General features: G+C 68.6%; 17 protein-coding genes and 3 pseudogenes. 7 read left to right on the top strand and 13 right to left on the bottom strand.

All coding sequences use genetic code 11. The annotated features are described in order from the left end of the window. The first annotated feature begins 219 nt into the window (after positions 1 to 219). On the top strand, positions 220 to 876 hold the full coding sequence (locus ACIRG6_RS15840; protein WP_403323012.1) for a hypothetical protein: 657 nt from the start codon (positions 220 to 222) through the stop codon (positions 874 to 876). Between the two features lie 16 nt (positions 877 to 892). On the opposite strand, the gene ACIRG6_RS15845 is transcribed toward ACIRG6_RS15840, so the two are convergent. Together ACIRG6_RS15845 and trhA are read right to left on the bottom strand one after the other, a co-directional pair. Continuing rightward, the gene (locus tag ACIRG6_RS15845; RefSeq protein WP_403323150.1) at positions 893 to 1,198 is read right to left on the bottom strand and encodes a hypothetical protein; all 306 of its coding nucleotides are present in this window, start codon (positions 1,196 to 1,198) and stop codon (positions 893 to 895) included. Between the two features lie 297 nt (positions 1,199 to 1,495). Continuing rightward, on the bottom strand, positions 1,496 to 2,149 hold the full coding sequence (gene trhA, locus ACIRG6_RS15850) for a PAQR family membrane homeostasis protein TrhA (RefSeq protein WP_403323013.1): 654 nt from the start codon (positions 2,147 to 2,149) through the stop codon (positions 1,496 to 1,498). A gap of 399 nt (positions 2,150 to 2,548) precedes the next feature. Here trhA and ACIRG6_RS15855 point away from each other — a divergent pair, with 399 nt between their 5' ends. Next, a complete protein-coding gene (locus tag ACIRG6_RS15855; RefSeq protein WP_403323015.1) occupies positions 2,549 to 3,109 on the top strand; it encodes a hypothetical protein in 561 nt (186 codons plus the stop codon). Positions 3,110 to 3,374: 265 nt separating this feature from the next. Here the strand turns inward: ACIRG6_RS15855 and ACIRG6_RS15860 are convergent, their stop codons facing one another. Both ACIRG6_RS15860 and ACIRG6_RS15865 read right to left on the bottom strand, forming a co-directional pair. Then, positions 3,375 to 3,578, bottom strand: a complete 204-nt coding sequence (locus tag ACIRG6_RS15860) for a cold-shock protein (RefSeq protein ID WP_006143223.1) — start codon at positions 3,576 to 3,578, stop codon at positions 3,375 to 3,377. Between the two features lie 243 nt (positions 3,579 to 3,821). Next, entirely contained in the window at positions 3,822 to 4,160 is a 339-nt protein-coding gene (locus ACIRG6_RS15865; RefSeq protein WP_403323016.1) for a MerR family transcriptional regulator, read from the bottom strand. 857 nt (positions 4,161 to 5,017) lie between these two features. Between ACIRG6_RS15865 and ACIRG6_RS15870 the strand changes: the two genes are divergently transcribed. The 4 genes and pseudogenes from ACIRG6_RS15870 to ACIRG6_RS15885 form a co-directional block, all read left to right on the top strand. Continuing rightward, positions 5,018 to 5,850, top strand: a protein-coding gene (locus ACIRG6_RS15870; RefSeq protein ID WP_403323019.1) for an IS5 family transposase whose coding sequence is annotated in 2 segments (ribosomal slippage) — positions 5,018 to 5,378 and positions 5,378 to 5,850 — 834 coding nt in all. Because the reading frame shifts where the segments join, the coding sequence is not laid out codon by codon here. A 58-nt stretch (positions 5,851 to 5,908) separates the two neighbouring features. Further along, positions 5,909 to 6,741 (top strand): IS5 family transposase gene (locus ACIRG6_RS15875; RefSeq protein WP_403323019.1). Its coding sequence is split into 2 segments (ribosomal slippage): positions 5,909 to 6,269 and positions 6,269 to 6,741, totalling 834 coding nucleotides; the frame shifts between segments, so codons are not numbered across the junction. 390 nt (positions 6,742 to 7,131) lie between these two features. Continuing rightward, a pseudogene (locus tag ACIRG6_RS15880) lies at positions 7,132 to 7,418 on the top strand (ATP-binding protein); the annotation flags it as partial. Positions 7,419 to 7,439: 21 nt separating this feature from the next. After that, positions 7,440 to 7,722, top strand: a pseudogene (locus tag ACIRG6_RS15885) (hypothetical protein); the annotation flags it as partial. Between the two features lie 99 nt (positions 7,723 to 7,821). Here the strand turns inward: ACIRG6_RS15885 and ACIRG6_RS15890 are convergent. From ACIRG6_RS15890 to ACIRG6_RS15915, 6 genes are all read right to left on the bottom strand, one after another. After that, complete coding sequence (locus ACIRG6_RS15890; RefSeq protein ID WP_234545261.1) at positions 7,822 to 8,130, bottom strand: SCO5918 family protein; 309 nt, start codon at positions 8,128 to 8,130, stop codon at positions 7,822 to 7,824. A 50-nt stretch (positions 8,131 to 8,180) separates the two neighbouring features. Next, positions 8,181 to 8,585, bottom strand: a complete 405-nt coding sequence (locus ACIRG6_RS15895; RefSeq protein ID WP_403323021.1) for a CBS domain-containing protein — start codon at positions 8,583 to 8,585, stop codon at positions 8,181 to 8,183. Between the two features lie 47 nt (positions 8,586 to 8,632). Further along, complete coding sequence (locus tag ACIRG6_RS15900) at positions 8,633 to 10,123, bottom strand: DEAD/DEAH box helicase (protein WP_403323024.1); 1,491 nt, start codon at positions 10,121 to 10,123, stop codon at positions 8,633 to 8,635. A gap of 345 nt (positions 10,124 to 10,468) precedes the next feature. Further along, a complete protein-coding gene (locus ACIRG6_RS15905) occupies positions 10,469 to 10,672 on the bottom strand; it encodes a cold-shock protein (protein ID WP_003973099.1) in 204 nt (67 codons plus the stop codon). Between the two features lie 341 nt (positions 10,673 to 11,013). Continuing rightward, the gene (locus tag ACIRG6_RS15910; RefSeq protein ID WP_403323027.1) at positions 11,014 to 11,280 is read right to left on the bottom strand and encodes a hypothetical protein; all 267 of its coding nucleotides are present in this window, start codon (positions 11,278 to 11,280) and stop codon (positions 11,014 to 11,016) included. Between the two features lie 44 nt (positions 11,281 to 11,324). After that, positions 11,325 to 11,525 carry a hypothetical protein gene (locus tag ACIRG6_RS15915; RefSeq protein WP_403323029.1) on the bottom strand — a complete coding sequence of 67 codons (201 nt, stop codon included), beginning with the start codon at positions 11,523 to 11,525 and terminating at the stop codon, positions 11,325 to 11,327. A 219-nt stretch (positions 11,526 to 11,744) separates the two neighbouring features. Between ACIRG6_RS15915 and ACIRG6_RS15920 the strand changes: the two genes are divergently transcribed. Beyond that, a complete protein-coding gene (locus ACIRG6_RS15920) occupies positions 11,745 to 12,191 on the top strand; it encodes an ATP-binding protein (protein ID WP_403323032.1) in 447 nt (148 codons plus the stop codon). A gap of 200 nt (positions 12,192 to 12,391) precedes the next feature. On the opposite strand, the gene ACIRG6_RS15925 is transcribed toward ACIRG6_RS15920, so the two are convergent. From ACIRG6_RS15925 to ACIRG6_RS15935, 3 genes and pseudogenes are all read right to left on the bottom strand, one after another. After that, positions 12,392 to 12,700: a hypothetical protein gene (locus ACIRG6_RS15925; RefSeq protein WP_403323034.1), complete on the bottom strand. Its 309-nt coding sequence runs from the start codon at positions 12,698 to 12,700 to the stop codon at positions 12,392 to 12,394. 239 nt (positions 12,701 to 12,939) lie between these two features. Further along, positions 12,940 to 13,271: pseudogene (locus tag ACIRG6_RS15930) on the bottom strand (transposase); the annotation flags it as partial. A 440-nt stretch (positions 13,272 to 13,711) separates the two neighbouring features. Further along, the gene (locus tag ACIRG6_RS15935; protein ID WP_403323153.1) at positions 13,712 to 14,899 is read right to left on the bottom strand and encodes a PP2C family protein-serine/threonine phosphatase; all 1,188 of its coding nucleotides are present in this window, start codon (positions 14,897 to 14,899) and stop codon (positions 13,712 to 13,714) included. Positions 14,900 to 15,243 lie beyond the last annotated feature (344 nt).

Raw genomic sequence — 15,243 nt, forward strand, 5'->3', positions numbered from 1 at the left:
ACATCCGCACGCGAGGTTTTGGCGGCTTGTCACCAATTAACCATCCACTGGTGTGCGCTGCTTGAGATGTCATGGGCATTCTGTATGGGTGTGATCGGCGGCGTGGGTGCAGCCTTGGGGGGCCGATGGCAAGAGGGAACGCCTGGGCGGGAAAAGGTACGACAGCTGCAAGGTCCCGCAGGGGCGGTCAGCAGTAAGGAGGACAGCCTGGCCGCGCCTGTGGAGCATCTGCTGCGCGGCATGGCCCCGCGGCAACGCCTCGAGCTCATCGCCCACGGTCAGAGTCGTATCAAGGAACTCGGGATCCGGCCCGACTTCGCCATCGCCTGCGGCGGCAGGACCATGGGACACGTCGAACTGAAGCAGCCGGGTTCGGGGGCCGATCCGGAGAAGTGGTCGGTGAAGAGCCACGACCGCAAGCAGTGGGAGAAGATCAAGGCACTCCACAATGTGCTGTACACCGACGGATACCAGTGGGCGGTCTACCGTTTCGGCGTACAGGTCGGGCCGACCGGAATCCTGGTCGGAGACCTTGATTCCGGTAGTCGGCAACTTGTCGTCGCGGACACCGGGTTCGAGCGTGCCCTCACGCACTTCTTCCTGCCGGCGCCCATCGTCCACGACAGCATCAACGAACTGATCAAGCGCATCGCGGGAATCTGTGCCCTGCTGCGTGACGAGGTCACCGAACGCCTCATCCGCGAGGAGCACGGGGAGGCTGACGCTGCGCTCTCGATCCTGGCCGAAAACTGGAAGGACCTGCTCTTTCCGATGCTCGCCCGGAGGAGTTCGCGTCCAATACAGTCAGACGCTGACGTTTTGGTCCCCGTCTACGCAGCCCCCCGCGCAGCGATCCGATGGGAATCCCTGTCATGAGCGATCACACGCCCCTCTAACGCGGGGGGTGCGGGAAACCGGTCTGACCAGGTTGAACATCTCGTGGGCGGCATATCGCTTGAGGCATCGGATGACGTCGCGTCGGGTCTTGCCTTACTGGCTGCGGCGTTCGTAGTACGCCTGGGTGCGCAGTCGTGGCGCAGGCGGGTGAAGACGATGCGGTGCAGGGCCGCGTTCGCCTGGCGGTCGCCGCCGTGGTTGAGCCGGTTCCGTCGGCCGGATGAGTACTCCATGGGGGGCTGACTCCGCAAAGGGCAGCCAAGGACGCCTCGGTGTTCAGCCGATCGGGGTTGTCTCCCATGGTGATCAGGAGCGTGACAGCGCTGTCCGGACCGATGCCCACCCGCTCGAGCAGCTGTGGGGCGTGGCGTACGACGACCCGGGTCAGGCGCTGGTTCAGCTCATCGATCTGCCCGGTGAGCTGCTCGACGCGCTCGGCCAGCACGCGCAACGTCAGGTAGGTGGCCTGAGCCACCGCGTCCTCGTCTCCCCCACCGTCGTGCGGGGCGAGGCGCGCGCACGTGCGGAACAGCTCGGGTGGTGGGGGAAGTTGGAGGAAGCATCAACAGCGAGCGAGGCAATACTCGTCGCCGCGCCCTCAGTAGGTGGCCAGGGAGATGGCGATGTAGTGCGCGGTGAAGGCTGCCACGGTCAGGGCGTGGAAGACCTCGTGGTAGCCGAACCAGCGGGGTGAGGGGTCGGGCCGCTGGAGGGCGTAGACGACCGCGCCCGCGCTGTAGAGGAGACCGCCGACAATGATCAGGACGACTACGGCTGCTCCGCCAGTATGCAGGAAGTCGGGCAGGTAGCGTACCGGTGCCCACCCCAGGGCCAGGTAACACGGGGTGTACAGCCAGCGCGGAGCTCCGACCCACAGGACCCGGAACACGATGCCGGCCACTGCTCCCGTCCACACGATCCACAGCAGCATCGACCGCTCCTCAGGCCGGAGGAGCAGCACGGCCAGGGGGGTGCACGTGCCCGCGATGATCAGGAAGATGTTGGCGTGGTCGAGCCGTCGTAGAAGAGCCTCGCCCAGTGGTCCCCAGGTGCCGCGGTGGTAGACGGCGCTCGTTGCGAACAGCAGCCAGGCGGTGACCGAGTACACGGCGCAGGCCAGGACTGCTTGCGGAGTACGGGCCAGGCAGATGAGTACGACGCCCGCGATCAGTGCGGCGGGGACCATTCCGGCATGGAGCCAGCCACGCAATTTCGGCTTGATCGGTTCGGCCAGGTCGGCCGCCCGCTCCACCAGGGCGGAAACCGAGTGACCCTTCTCCCCTGCGTGTCCGCCTCGCGATCCGTCGGGTAGCCCGTCTCCACGGCGCTCTCCACGCGCTGAGGCGGCGTGACCGTATTCGACGTCAGCGGCATCACGGGACACAGCTTCTCGTTCTCCCTCGGGCGACTGGGCGTTACTGACAGCAATGCGGTCATGCTAAAAGACCTCACTCCGGCAGCATCCACGGGAGGTCGGTCCAGAGCCACGCCGCCGACAGCCGGGCCCGGGCCGGCTCGCCGCCGCGTGAACTCCAGCCCTGTCGACCCTCCCGCCAATTGGGCCTGCCGAAGCCGAGTAGAACGACCGGCCATGGGAAAGATCAGGACTTCCGAACGGGCATCTCCGCTCACCTAAGCGCAAGGATCGCCGATGCTTCCTGAGGTCCGCCCGCACGTATCCACCGCCCTCGCAGACCAGTTGGAACACCAACTGGACCTGGCTCCGCATCTCGAGGCCGGCCAGCTCGATGTGGAGGGCGTCGCCGGCATCGCAGTCGTCGCGGCCGCCCACTCCGACGGCTATGCGGCCACCGGCCATCTCCTCGGGCTGCTGGCCGCGCTGCCTGCCCCCACCAAGGCGGGAGAACGCTTCTGGTCGGACCTGTGGAGGTCGTCGGGCACCGCGTACCTGCTACCCGTCAACATGAAGGCTCAGGTGCTGCGTTCTCTGGAAGGAGAGGGAACCGCCCTGGCCAGGCAGATCCTCTCGGCCATCGATGAGATGACTCCGCCCCAGCGCGTAGCGGCCGGGGAGGTGATCGGTCAAGCCCTCGCCGAGTCCGACCATTTGCCTGACCTCAAGACACAGGTCATCGGCGAGTTGTGGCTCCGAGATCTCGAGCTCACCGCCTGGCGCGTTCTGCATGCGGACCGCAGATGGGACGATCCGGATGGACGGCAAGCCTTCCTCGCCGCCTGGACGGGCACCTGACCCTCTACTGCTCCAGACTGCGCGAACCGAGGCGCAGGGCATACGGCACCCGAACCGTACGACGCTCGAAGCAACTGCGATCAAGAAGTTCGGCCGAGGTCGCACTCGCCTCAACACATCAGGGCCGCGCAGCAATGGCTGCGCGGCCCCTGATCCTGTGCACGCCCGGCACGAGAGCAGGCGCTTCGCCCGGTGGGCGGCAAAGCCCACACGGGTGGCGCTCCCCGGACGCAGTGTGCGCGATCCCTCGGGCAGGTCTGCGAGGTCAGACCAGGTTGATGTTCTCGGCCTGCGGACCCTTCTGGCCCTGGGTGACGTCGAACGTCACGGCCTGGCCCTCCTGGAGCTCACGAAAGCCCGAGGAGTTGATCGCGGAGTAGTGCGCGAAGACGTCCGGGCCGCCGCCGTCCTGGGCGATGAAGCCGAAGCCCTTCTCCGCGTTGAACCACTTCACAGTTCCCGTAGCCATGTCTCATGCCTTCCAGTCGATGAACGCCTCCCACTCCATGTGGCAGGCGGAGGTGATCGCCCTGGTCCCTGCGGCACAGCACAGCAAAACGCCCACACCAAAGGCGCGGGCAGGGGGAAATTCCGAACCACGACAGCTGACACACAACGCTACACGCCCACACGCCGCGTCACCACAGGAACGATCACGCCGCACGGCAGACCATGCGTGCGGTGCCCGCCGACGTGCACGGGCACGCTCGTCTCACGCTGCTGCGGTCGGGTTCGCCGTCTCCGCGGCGCGGCGGTATTCGGCGTTGAGGCGCTGGGCTTCTTCGAGCTGGTCCTCGAGGATGATGATGCGACAGGCGGCCTCGATGGGGGTGCCCTGGTCGACGAGTTCCCGGGCGCGGGCGGCGATGCGCAGCTGGTAGCGGGAGTAACGGCGGTGTCCGCCCGCGGAGCGCAGCGGGGTGATGAGGCGGGCTTCGCCGAGGGCGCGCAGGAAGCCCTGTGTGGTGCCGAGCATCTCGGCGGCCCGGCCCATGGTGTAGGCGGGGTAGTCGTCGTCATCGAGACGGCCGAACGTGTCGTCCGCTGTCATTGCACCTCTCTGTGGAACGCGCCGAGGGGCCCTGGCGCCGTACTGGCACCAGGGCCCGAAGGAACTACTACACCATCTGCCGGCCCTGATACTGCACCGGCCCTCTGTTTCCGCAGACCCGACCGAAACGCTGCCGGGAGTGCGGGGATCGCGGTTGCTCGACCGGAGACCACCTCACTATCGATGTCCTGCGGTACCCGGGTCCAAGACTTCCGCCCGGGCGATCCTGATGGCGCTCGGCTCCTCCGTTCTTCCCTCTTGATCAACTACTCACTAACCGAAACTGCGAACTGCTGGTGGCCTCGAACAGCGCCACTCTTCGGCAGCCGGCCCCGTCGCCCGTCCTGCGTCTGCTCTGGCTTGGAACTCCACTGCCGAACCTCCCGGTGCGCGCGCCCGCAGCCGACGCCTTCACCGAGGTACTGCCACCGACTTCACTGCTGGGTACTGCGAACTTCACTTACTGGCACTGCCACTGCGGTGCTGCTGATGGCGGCCCCTGATCACTGCGGGCCACCCGGTCCGGTCGTCAGTCCCGTCGCCGTCCTACGACCACTCTGGCTTCGGAACTCCACCACCGCACCGTCATGCCAACTGCAACTGCGTGATACTGCCCGGCAGTTCATGTCTGCCGGGCCTTGCTCGATCTCGACTACGAGAGAAACCATAACTACACCGCCGCCCAATGTCTACTCCGGCTGGGATAGATTTCCGCGTGCTCGAAGATGAGGTAGCTCGCCTCGACCGGTCTGCCTCGACCGGCCCCCAGATGGTTCAAGCAGCTCCGAGGCTCGGTCCGGCGCACTAAGAACTCCTAACAGAATGATCTTCGAGGTGGTTGGATCACTCCGGGACCGATGATCCGGAGGTGTGGGGTGGCGCGGCCGAAGCCGTGGGAAGTCGATGACGAGCTGTGGGCGGTGATCGAGCCGCTGCTGCCGCAGGTGGAGCGTCGGGCCCGGCATCCCGGGCGCAAGCGGCACCCGGACCAGCTGGTGTTCCAGGGCATCCTGTTCGTTCTGCACACCGGGATCGCCTGGGAACACCTGCCGCAGGAACTCGGCTTCGGTTCCGGCATGACCTGCTGGCGCCGCCTGGCCGAGTGGACCGAGGCCGGGGTGTGGCCCCGGCTGCACGAGGTCCTTCTCGCCAAGCTCCGCAGCGCGAATCTCCTGGACTTCTCCCGGGCAGCGGTCGACGGCTCCCACATCCGCGCGTTAAAGGGGGAGCCAAGACCGGACGAAGCCCCGTCGACCGGGGCAGGACGGGCAGCAAACACCACTTGATCACCGATGCCACCGGCATCCCGCTCGCCGCCACCCTCACGGGCGGCCACCGCAACGACGTCACCCAGCTGATCCCGCTCTTGCAGGCCGTGCCGCCGGTGCGGGGCAAGCGCGGCCGGCCACGGCGCCGCCCGGACGTGGTGCTGGCCGACCGCGGCTACGACCACGACAAGTACCGCCGCCTGGTCTGGGATCTCGGCGTGAAGCCGCGGATCGCCCGCAGGGGCACCGAGCATGGCTCCGGGCTCGGCACCCAACGCTGGGTCGTGGAGCGCGCGTTCGCCCACCTGCACGGGTTCCGCCGCCTGCGGATCCGCTGGGAGATCCGCGACGACATCCACGAAGCCTTCCTCACCCTGGCCTGCGCGCTCATCTGCTGGCGACGCCTGAAGTCATTTCGATAGGAGTTCTTAGAACTCCTAACAGAATGATCTTCGAGGTGGTTGGATCACTCCGGGACCGATGATCCGGAGGTGTGGGGTGGCGCGGCCGAAGCCGTGGGAAGTCGATGACGAGCTGTGGGCGGTGATCGAGCCGCTGCTGCCGCAGGTGGAGCGTCGGGCCCGGCATCCCGGGCGCAAGCGGCACCCGGACCAGCTGGTGTTCCAGGGCATCCTGTTCGTTCTGCACACCGGGATCGCCTGGGAACACCTGCCGCAGGAACTCGGCTTCGGTTCCGGCATGACCTGCTGGCGCCGCCTGGCCGAGTGGACCGAGGCCGGGGTGTGGCCCCGGCTGCACGAGGTCCTTCTCGCCAAGCTCCGCAGCGCGAATCTCCTGGACTTCTCCCGGGCAGCGGTCGACGGCTCCCACATCCGCGCGTTAAAGGGGGAGCCAAGACCGGACGAAGCCCCGTCGACCGGGGCAGGACGGGCAGCAAACACCACTTGATCACCGATGCCACCGGCATCCCGCTCGCCGCCACCCTCACGGGCGGCCACCGCAACGACGTCACCCAGCTGATCCCGCTCTTGCAGGCCGTGCCGCCGGTGCGGGGCAAGCGCGGCCGGCCACGGCGCCGCCCGGACGTGGTGCTGGCCGACCGCGGCTACGACCACGACAAGTACCGCCGCCTGGTCTGGGATCTCGGCGTGAAGCCGCGGATCGCCCGCAGGGGCACCGAGCATGGCTCCGGGCTCGGCACCCAACGCTGGGTCGTGGAGCGCGCGTTCGCCCACCTGCACGGGTTCCGCCGCCTGCGGATCCGCTGGGAGATCCGCGACGACATCCACGAAGCCTTCCTCACCCTGGCCTGCGCGCTCATCTGCTGGCGACGCCTGAAGTCATTTCGATAGGAGTTCTTAGTGGCCCCCGCCGCGCAGCACGGCCGGCTGAGCGTACGGTCGCCGACCGGGACTGATGTTTCCGGCTGTGACGTCCCGCAGGTCGGCCGTTGTCGAGTCCGGCACGAGGCCCTGCGCCGCCCTCGACGATCCCGGGGTGGCGAACCCGCACGGCCCCTGACTTGAGCAGTCCGCGGGCTGCGGAGACACGGGCTCACGGCAGCAGGTGCCGTCATGCGTCGGCCGTGGTCCTCTGCCCCCTTCAGGCAAGCACTGGGGCTCTGCGGGGTTGGCAGGTGGAGGGTGGGGCACAGGGGGCGGGTAGCCAGGGCGGGGGCATGGACGATTCACAGATCAGGGTGACCCTGATGATCACGGTGATTGCTGGCGCCGCAGTCGACCGTGGCTCCTGTCGCGTCGGACACGGTGGTCTTGGTCGTGTCCGAGCTCGTCACCGATGCCTGGCGCCACGGTGGGGGCCGCTGGACACTGGAACTGACTGCGACCCCGACGCCATCGAGGTCGCCGTTCACGATCCCAGTCGGCATGTGCCGCGCATGCTCACCCCTGACCCGAACGGCGGTACCGGGGGCTTCGGCCGGCCCATGGTCACCGGCCTCGCCCACGCCACGGCGGTCACCAGCCGGGCCTCCGGCGGCAAGACCGTGAGCGCCTTACTTGCCCGGTAACGTCACCGCTCAAGCAGCCGGATGGCCGGCCAACACGGGCCGCCCCATGCCGCGCCTGACGAGTTGCTGGTTGACGTTGCCGCCCTGGTGGAGTCCGGCCAGAGCAACCACCCTGGCCGTCGCCACCGGTGGCGCTGCCATCACCGGTCGGCTGGCTGCCGAAGCGGTGTGGAGGCAGAGGGTGTCGGATGTGCTGAGGGGTTCCGCCCGCTTGGGCGAGTTCGCCGCCGTCTTCGACGCCCCCGTGAAGGAGGACGGGCCGCCCGCGCGTCTGCACTTCCCTGTCGCGCGGATCCTGCAGGGCAACGGTGACGGGAACCGGCTGCACGCGGTGTGGGCCCGACCGGCGTACCGGTCGGGCCCACATTGCTGCTCAGGTTTCGGCTCGTGTCTGTTTACCCGGTCAGACCGTGACGGGGGTGCCGAGCATCGCGGAAGCGTGCTGCATCGGGCTGAGAATGCCCAGGGGCGCTGCCTTGGGAACGGCGCGGCAGGTGAAACCGAGCTGAGCCATGGCCCGCAGGACTTCGGCGGCGCTGAAGTCACGTCGGTCCTGGCGCGTGATGACCTGGCCGACCTGCTTGACGGGGTAGTGGCGGCGGCCGATGATCACCGATTCGCCGGTGACCGGTTCGGGCTTGATGCCCTTCATCGATTCCAGCACGCCGCCCTTGGTGAGCTCGAAGGGGAAGCGGGCGATGACGCAGCGCATGTGGCCTCACAGGGATAAGGGGAGAACGGTCCGACCAGGGGCGAGGTGTTTCAGCGGGAGAGGGCGAGGACGCCCACGGCGCTGCCTTGCTCGTCGACCACCGGCAGGACACCGAGCCGGCGGGTGCGCATCGCGTGCTCGGCTTCGGCCATCGTGGTCACGGGTGAGGCGAACGAACCGTGGTCGCCGAGGATGTCGCGCAGGCGGGCACGGTCCGTGTAGTCGGAGCTGTCACGGACGGCGGCGAGCTCGGTCCAGGTGACCAGACCGGTGCACTGGCCGTCCTGGTCGCAGACGACCAGTCGGGCCGTGCGGGCAGCGGCCATGACGGCCAGCGCCACCTCGACGCTCATGTCGTCACAGACCTGCGGTCCGGCCGCGTCCATGACCTCCACCGCTGTCCTGTGCGCGGGGTCGGCGTCCGCCGGGCGGGACTGCGTCTGAATCAGCGTCAAAAGGTGCCTCCTGCAGAGATGGGTCGGCTTCCTGATCACTAAAAGTTCTAGGCCACCGCGCCGACGACAGACCGGCGCACGGGCGTGCGCCGGGCCGCCGAGGCGGGGCTGCGTCGGCCTCGGGAGGTGGCGCTGCGCTTGGGGCGTTCGACCACCGGTGCGGTGATGACGACCGGGATGCCGGACGGGGCCTGGGCGCCGGTGATCCGGTTCAGGGCCTCGTCGCCCGAGCGGATCTGGGTGGTCTGCGGACGGATTCCGGCGTCCGACATCAGACGGACCATGCCGCGGCGCTGGTTCGGCGTGACCAGGGTGACGACGCTGCCGGACTCGCCGGCGCGGGCGGTACGGCCGCCGCGGTGGAGGTAGTCCTTGTGGTCGGTCGGCGGGTCGACGTTGACGACGAGGTCGAGGTTGTCGACGTGGATGCCGCGCGCCGCGACATTGGTCGCCACCAGCACGGTGACGTGCCCCGTCTTGAACTGCGCCAGCGTGCGGGTGCGCTGCGGCTGCGACTTGCCGCCGTGCAGCGCCGCGGCCCGTACCCCGCTGTTGAGCAGGTCCTGGGTGAGCCGGTCGACGGCGTGCTTGGTGTCCAGGAACATGATCACGCGACCGTCGCGGGCGGCGATCTGGGTCGTGGCCGCGTGCTTGTCCGCGCCGTGGACGTGCAGGACGTGGTGCTCCATCGTCGTGACCGCACCGGCCGACGGGTCGACGGAATGCACGACGGGGTCGGTCAGGTAGCGGCGCACCAGCAGGTCGACGTTGCGGTCCAGGGTGGCGGAGAACAGCATCCGCTGCCCCTCCGGGCGCACCTGGTCCAGCAGCGCGGTGACCTGGGGCATGAAGCCCATGTCGGCCATCTGGTCGGCCTCGTCCAGCACCGTGATGCCCACGTGGTTCAGCCGGCATTCGCCGCGGTCGATGAGGTCCTTGAGCCGCCCCGGCGTCGCGACGAGGACCTCGGCTCCGCCGCGCAGCGCACTGGCCTGCCTACCGATCGACATGCCGCCCACCACCGTGGCCAGCCGCAGCCGCACGGAGCGGGCGTACGGGGTCAGCGCGTCGGTCACCTGCTGTGCCAGCTCACGCGTCGGTACCAGGATCAGCCCCAGCGGCTGACGGGGCTCGGCACGCTGTCCGGCGGTGCGGGCGAGCAGAGCGAGGCCGAAGGCGAGGGTCTTGCCGGAACCGGTGCGGCCGCGACCCAGGACGTCACGGCCCGCCAGGGAGTTCGGCAGCGTCGCTCCCTGGATCGGGAACGGCACGGTCACACCCTGCCGGCCGAGTTCAGCCAGCAACTGCTCAGGCATGTCGAGATCGGCGAAACCCTCGACGGCGGGCAGCGCGGGGGTGATCGTCCTGGGCAGCGCGAACTCACCCTGCACTGCGGCGGGCCGACGGCCGTAACCGCCAGAACGGGCAGGCCCGCCGGAACGGCGCGATGTCTGCGAGCCGTAACCGCCGCCCCTTCCGGCGTCGGCACTGCCGTCACGGGAGCGGGCGGGGCGGTCGTTCGTGTACGTGCGGTTCATGCGGAACCTTCCTCGATGTGGCACATATCAAGGAATTCCCGCCGCGATGAACGGCACGGAGAATTACAAGTATGGACCGGTGGCAAAAGAAAGCAGATCTGGCCGGCGGAAACATCCGTGGGCACAGGTGCTGAAATAGGTGACGCGATGGGGACCTTGAGATCCGGGCGCCCGCTGCGATGCAGCGCTTCAGGACGCGCCTGCGCCCTGGGGGACGAACCGCTTGTGGTGGTACTGCGGGTTCCTCCGGGTCGTCCCGCGGGCGAAAGCCGCTGCGGGATACGCGTGCAGCTGGGGCCCGCACCCCGAAGGATGCGGGCCCCAGCTACGGATTGCGCGTGAGCGTCAGGCCGGAACGATGTTCTCGGCCGTCGGGCCCTTCTGGCCCTGCGCGATGTCGAAGTTCACCTTCTGGCCCTCGAGCAGCTCACGAAAGCCCTGCGCGGCGATGTTCGAGTAGTGGGCGAACACATCGGCGCCGCCACCGTCCTGCTCGATGAAGCCGAAGCCCTTTTCCGCGTTGAACCACTTCACGGTACCAGCAGCCATGTCATATCTCCTTTGGGGCAGTGCATCGGCGTCCGCACTGCGCGGACGCCGTGTCGCCGCGATGATTACCCCGCCCGGAAATGACCGGAAATACAAAAGCCCTCCCGCCCGGCAGAAGCCTGGCGGGGGCGCTTGAAGTTTTGGGAACCACAACTGCAACTGAGATGGACAGTAGCACGCCGGAGCCGTCCGTGTGCGTTGGACAATTCCACTCCGCTCTTCGCGGCAAAAACTCCGGCTGCGCGGCCCTCCAAAAACTGATCCCTCAGGAACAGATATTGATTCACTCGGCGTTGAACTTCTCAGATCGGAGACCTCGCAGATCAGACGTTGATCCCGAATCAGCCGCAGGCCCACTGGAGTGCGGCGCCGCCGGAGCGGGCGGCGTTGGTGACCAGCTCGCCGACGATCAGCTCTGCGGGGACCACCGGATGTTCCAGCCCCCAAGGGCTCCTGCAGAAGTTCTTGCAGACTGCGGCCACCGATTTCCGTGACCGGGCGGCCGCCTTCAGCGCCTCCAGCCGTGCCTTCCAGCACCACGGCCGGTCCGCGGGTCTGGAACGGATCTCGCGCCAGTTCGCCGGTGTGGAAGGACTGCACATCACCATGCTCAGTTGCACCTCGGCGGCTTCGAAAGACTCAGCGCCTTCACTCAAGGGCAGCCCCGCACGCACGGACGCCGTGTCGGCTTCGGCTCCGCGCCGTCGTAGGACGGGAGGGTCTCGCTGCTCATGTCCTTGACGGCGTGGTCGATCTCGCCGTGCATGGCGACCACCCGGATGCCGCTGATAGCGGTGTGGCGGATCGACAGTGGCCGGGCCGGGCTGTTCCGCGGATATCTGTCACCGTTCACTCGACTGCGCTCGTTGATGGGACCTCGAGGCCCGGCGTATCAAAGCCCGGCGTAACAGTGCGCCGGTGACGTACCTCGACGCTACGACGAACACGTGTGCGGCCCTTTATGCCGTTCTCACGGGACATGTGAGGCAGAGTGACGGGTACGCGCAGAACGGGTGAAGGGGGAACGAGGGTGGACCCAGCTGAATCAGTCCCCGAGGGTGAGGGCAGCGTGATGCCGGACGCCCCTCCGATACAGGACACCGTCGCGCTGGACGGCGACGGGCACGTGATCGCTGAGGCCCGCCACCGGGCGGTGGACTTCCTCACCCGTGTCCAGGCGGAGCACGGCCTGCCGGTGTCCGCTCGCGCCATGGACCTGACCCAACTGGTGGTCAGCGAGCTCGTCACCAACGCCCGCAAGTACGCCCCTGGCCCCGTGCTGATGGAACTGCGCGTCATTGGCGCCGTCGTGGAAGTGGTCGTGTGGGACAGCGATCCCGTCCTGCCGGTGGCGCGGGCCGCCGAGGCGGACAGAGTCGGGCAGCACGGCCTGGAGATCGTCATGGCCGTGGCCCAGGGGTTCGAGGCTCAGCGGGAGCCGGTCGGCAAACGCGTCACCGCCCGCATCGCCCTACCTGACGACCCCGGCGGAGACATCACCGGACGCCGCCCCCAGTAACGGCCTGCGCTGCTGTCGGCCTGACCGCCTTCCCCGGCGGCTGCCGTGAAGCGAGGCGGCAGGGGCGAATCAGGCGGGAGCGGCCGGGGCAGGCACGGTTGCGGCGCGCGGAGGGCGGCCGGCTGACAGCGTCGCGAGCGATGCCGACTTCGCGCGCACACGCACACCGCCGACACCCAGTACGTCGGGCGGGCCGGCGCCTAGCTGCCCGTGTCGCCTCGTGGCAGGGCCGCTTCGGCGAGCACCACCACGCCACCGCCATCAGGCGTGTCGGTGACGGTGTGTCCAAGCTGGGCCAGCAGTCCTACTACCGCGGTCTGCACGACCACTCTCCTGCTGTCGTTGCTCGCTGCACGGCCTGCCTGGTCACGGGCGAGCGCGGTGAACCCGTCCGAGGCCGTCCAGCTGACCAAAGCGCCCGCAGACACCTCGGTCACCCGCAGCCCCGGAACCCCGCTGTCCGCATCGCCCAGCACCTGAAAGCCGGCCTGGACCAGGCAAGAGCTCACCCGGGAAACGAGATCAGCCGGGGCGCAGGACACGCCGATCGCCTGCCCACCAGAAGCACGATCATGCCACCGTCCTCACAGGCGCCTGTGAGGACGGTGGGAGGACGCGGGTGGACCCCGGACGACGGCAACCGGCGGGTGGGCCACGGCCGGCCCGGCCGGACACACCCGCGGTCCCCGTCTATGCAAGACCCCGCCGGAGCCAGCCGACGGAGGTCCTCACGTGTCACAGACGGTCCCTATGACGGGGGGTTGGTAGACGCCGTCCGGACCAGGTTGAAGACCTCGCGGGCGGCATATCGCTTGAGGCAACGGATGATCTCACGACGGGTTTTGCCCTCCTGGGTGCGGCGTTCGTAGTACGTCCGAGTACGCGGGTCGTGGCGCAGCCGGGTGAACACGATGCGGTGCAAGCGGCATTCGTCTGCCGGTCGCCGCCCCGGTTGAGGCGACGCGAGTTCTGCCGGCCCGAGGAGTACTCGACGGGACTGACCCCGCACAGGGCGGCGAAGGACGCCCCAGTGCTCAGCCGCTCAGGGTTGTCGCCCATAGTGATCAGGAGCGTGGCAGCGGACCGTACGGTCAGCCCGGTTCACTTCGTACGGTGCGCCGGGCCGGTGTGGAGGACACCGGCACCTTCGGAGCGGGCCTGTCCCGCTGCCTTCTCGCTCAGCACGTCCAGGTTGACCACGGCGTACGCCGCCCCCTGGCAAGGCCCGAGTGGCCAAGCCGGTCAACGCTCTGTCGAAGTCTGAGGCGGCCCGAGGAGGAAGGGCCGGCCGTGCCTCCGCCCTGCCCCCGCCGGGCCCATGCCCGTGGCACCGGCAAGGGAGGCCGTCATGCACTACGGCCCCCGGCTCATGCCCCGATCATCAATGCGTCGGCCGGGCTGAGCCCGTCATCGCGGGCACGGGCCCCGGGCCCTCTGGCAGGAACAGGGCGCGGCTGGACCGGCCCTCACGTCATTCGGGTCCGCGGCCACCATGCGGCCTCCCCTGGCAGCGCCCGCGGTCACGGATGCTTCGTACGGGCGGCTGAGGCTTGCCGGGTGTCCGCGCCGGAGCTGACGTGTCGCTGGGTGTGCTGGGGGCCGTGCCAGTCCAGGCACATCACGGTGGCGTCGTCCTCGAGGCGGCCGCCGGCCGCGTCGAGGACTGCGGAGGTCAAGATCAGCGCGGCCTCCCGCGGGTGCAGATCCCGGGTCCTCTCCAGCAGGTCGGCAAGGTCGACCTTGTCTCCGTGATGTTCGAGCATGCCGTCGGTCAGCATGAGCAGACGGTCACCGGAGCGCAGATCGATGTCCTGAACACGGTAGGGGTGGGGTAGGCGCACGGACAGCCCGAAGGGATGGTCCACCTCGCAGGTGATCGTCTCCGTGATCCCGTCGCGCATGCGCAGGGGCCAGGGGTGGCCGGCGTTGACGAGCTGGGCCCGCCCCGTGTGGAGGTTGATGCGCAGCAGCTGCCCGGTGGCGTGGCCGCGGTTGTGGTCGGCCAGGGCCTGGTCGGCCAGGTGAGCCTGCTCCGCGAGACCGGCTCCTGCCCGGCGGGCGCCGCGCAGGGCGCCCACCAGGACCGTGGCGGCCAGGGCCGCGTCGATGTCGTGGCCCATGGGATCGGTCACCGAAATGTGCAGGGTGTCACGGTCCAGGGCGTAGTCGAAGGTGTCGCCGCTGAGGGCTGCGGAGGGCTCCAGACTCCCGCACAGAGTGAACTGGGCAGCCTCGCACGACAGCGACTGGGGCAGCAGCTGGTACTGGATTTCCGCCGCCAGGGTGGGTGGCCGGGAGCGTTTGCCCCAGGTGTACAGATCGGTGAAGCGCCCGTTGGCGATCACGACGTATGCCAGCATGTGGGCGGCTTCCCCTACCGCTTCCAGGACGTCCGGGTCGGGGGTGGCCGGCAGGAGCAGTTCCAGCAGTCCGATGGCGTCTCCGCGGTTGGTGACCGGCACGACCACCCGCTGCCCTTGGTCTGTCGCCTTTTGATAGGGCCGCTGGGTTCGGATCACGACCTCGTAGACGCTGCCGAAGAGAGGGATCCGCTCCGCCTCCTGCCCGTCCTCCACCGCCCCGGCTGTGGAGAGCCGCGCCACTGCCTTCCCCGTCAGATCGACGATGAGGAATGAGACCTTCGTGGCGCCGAAGCGCCGCAGCAGCTCCTCCGCGAACACGTCGACGGCCTCCACCGGCGCCGCCATCTCCGCAGCCGTCAGCAGCTCGGGATACCCACTGCGCCCACCACTCACGACCGCGGTCCTTTCATCCCCCCTAACAGGGTGGAAGCTGCCACGCCGAGCGTCAACCGCGGCCGATCACGGAACATGCTTCGACTGCACCGCCGCGATCAGGCGACGGCCTCGTTCGCTGGACCGGGGAACGCCTTCCTGCGGCGGGTCGGCTGCTCCCGCAGGCGCTCCTGCACCGCTCCCGGGGAAAGGCGAGGGCGTCGACCTCGGCAGGCCGGGTGACCGGCGTCCGCGTAGACCGACAAGTCACCGGCGGCCATCACGAACCCCGCAAAAGCCCCGTCGGGATGGTTCGC

Origin of the sequence: Streptomyces flaveolus (genome assembly GCF_044765825.1) — a bacterium.
GTDB classification, from domain to species: domain Bacteria; phylum Actinomycetota; class Actinomycetes; order Streptomycetales; family Streptomycetaceae; genus Streptomyces; species Streptomyces flaveolus.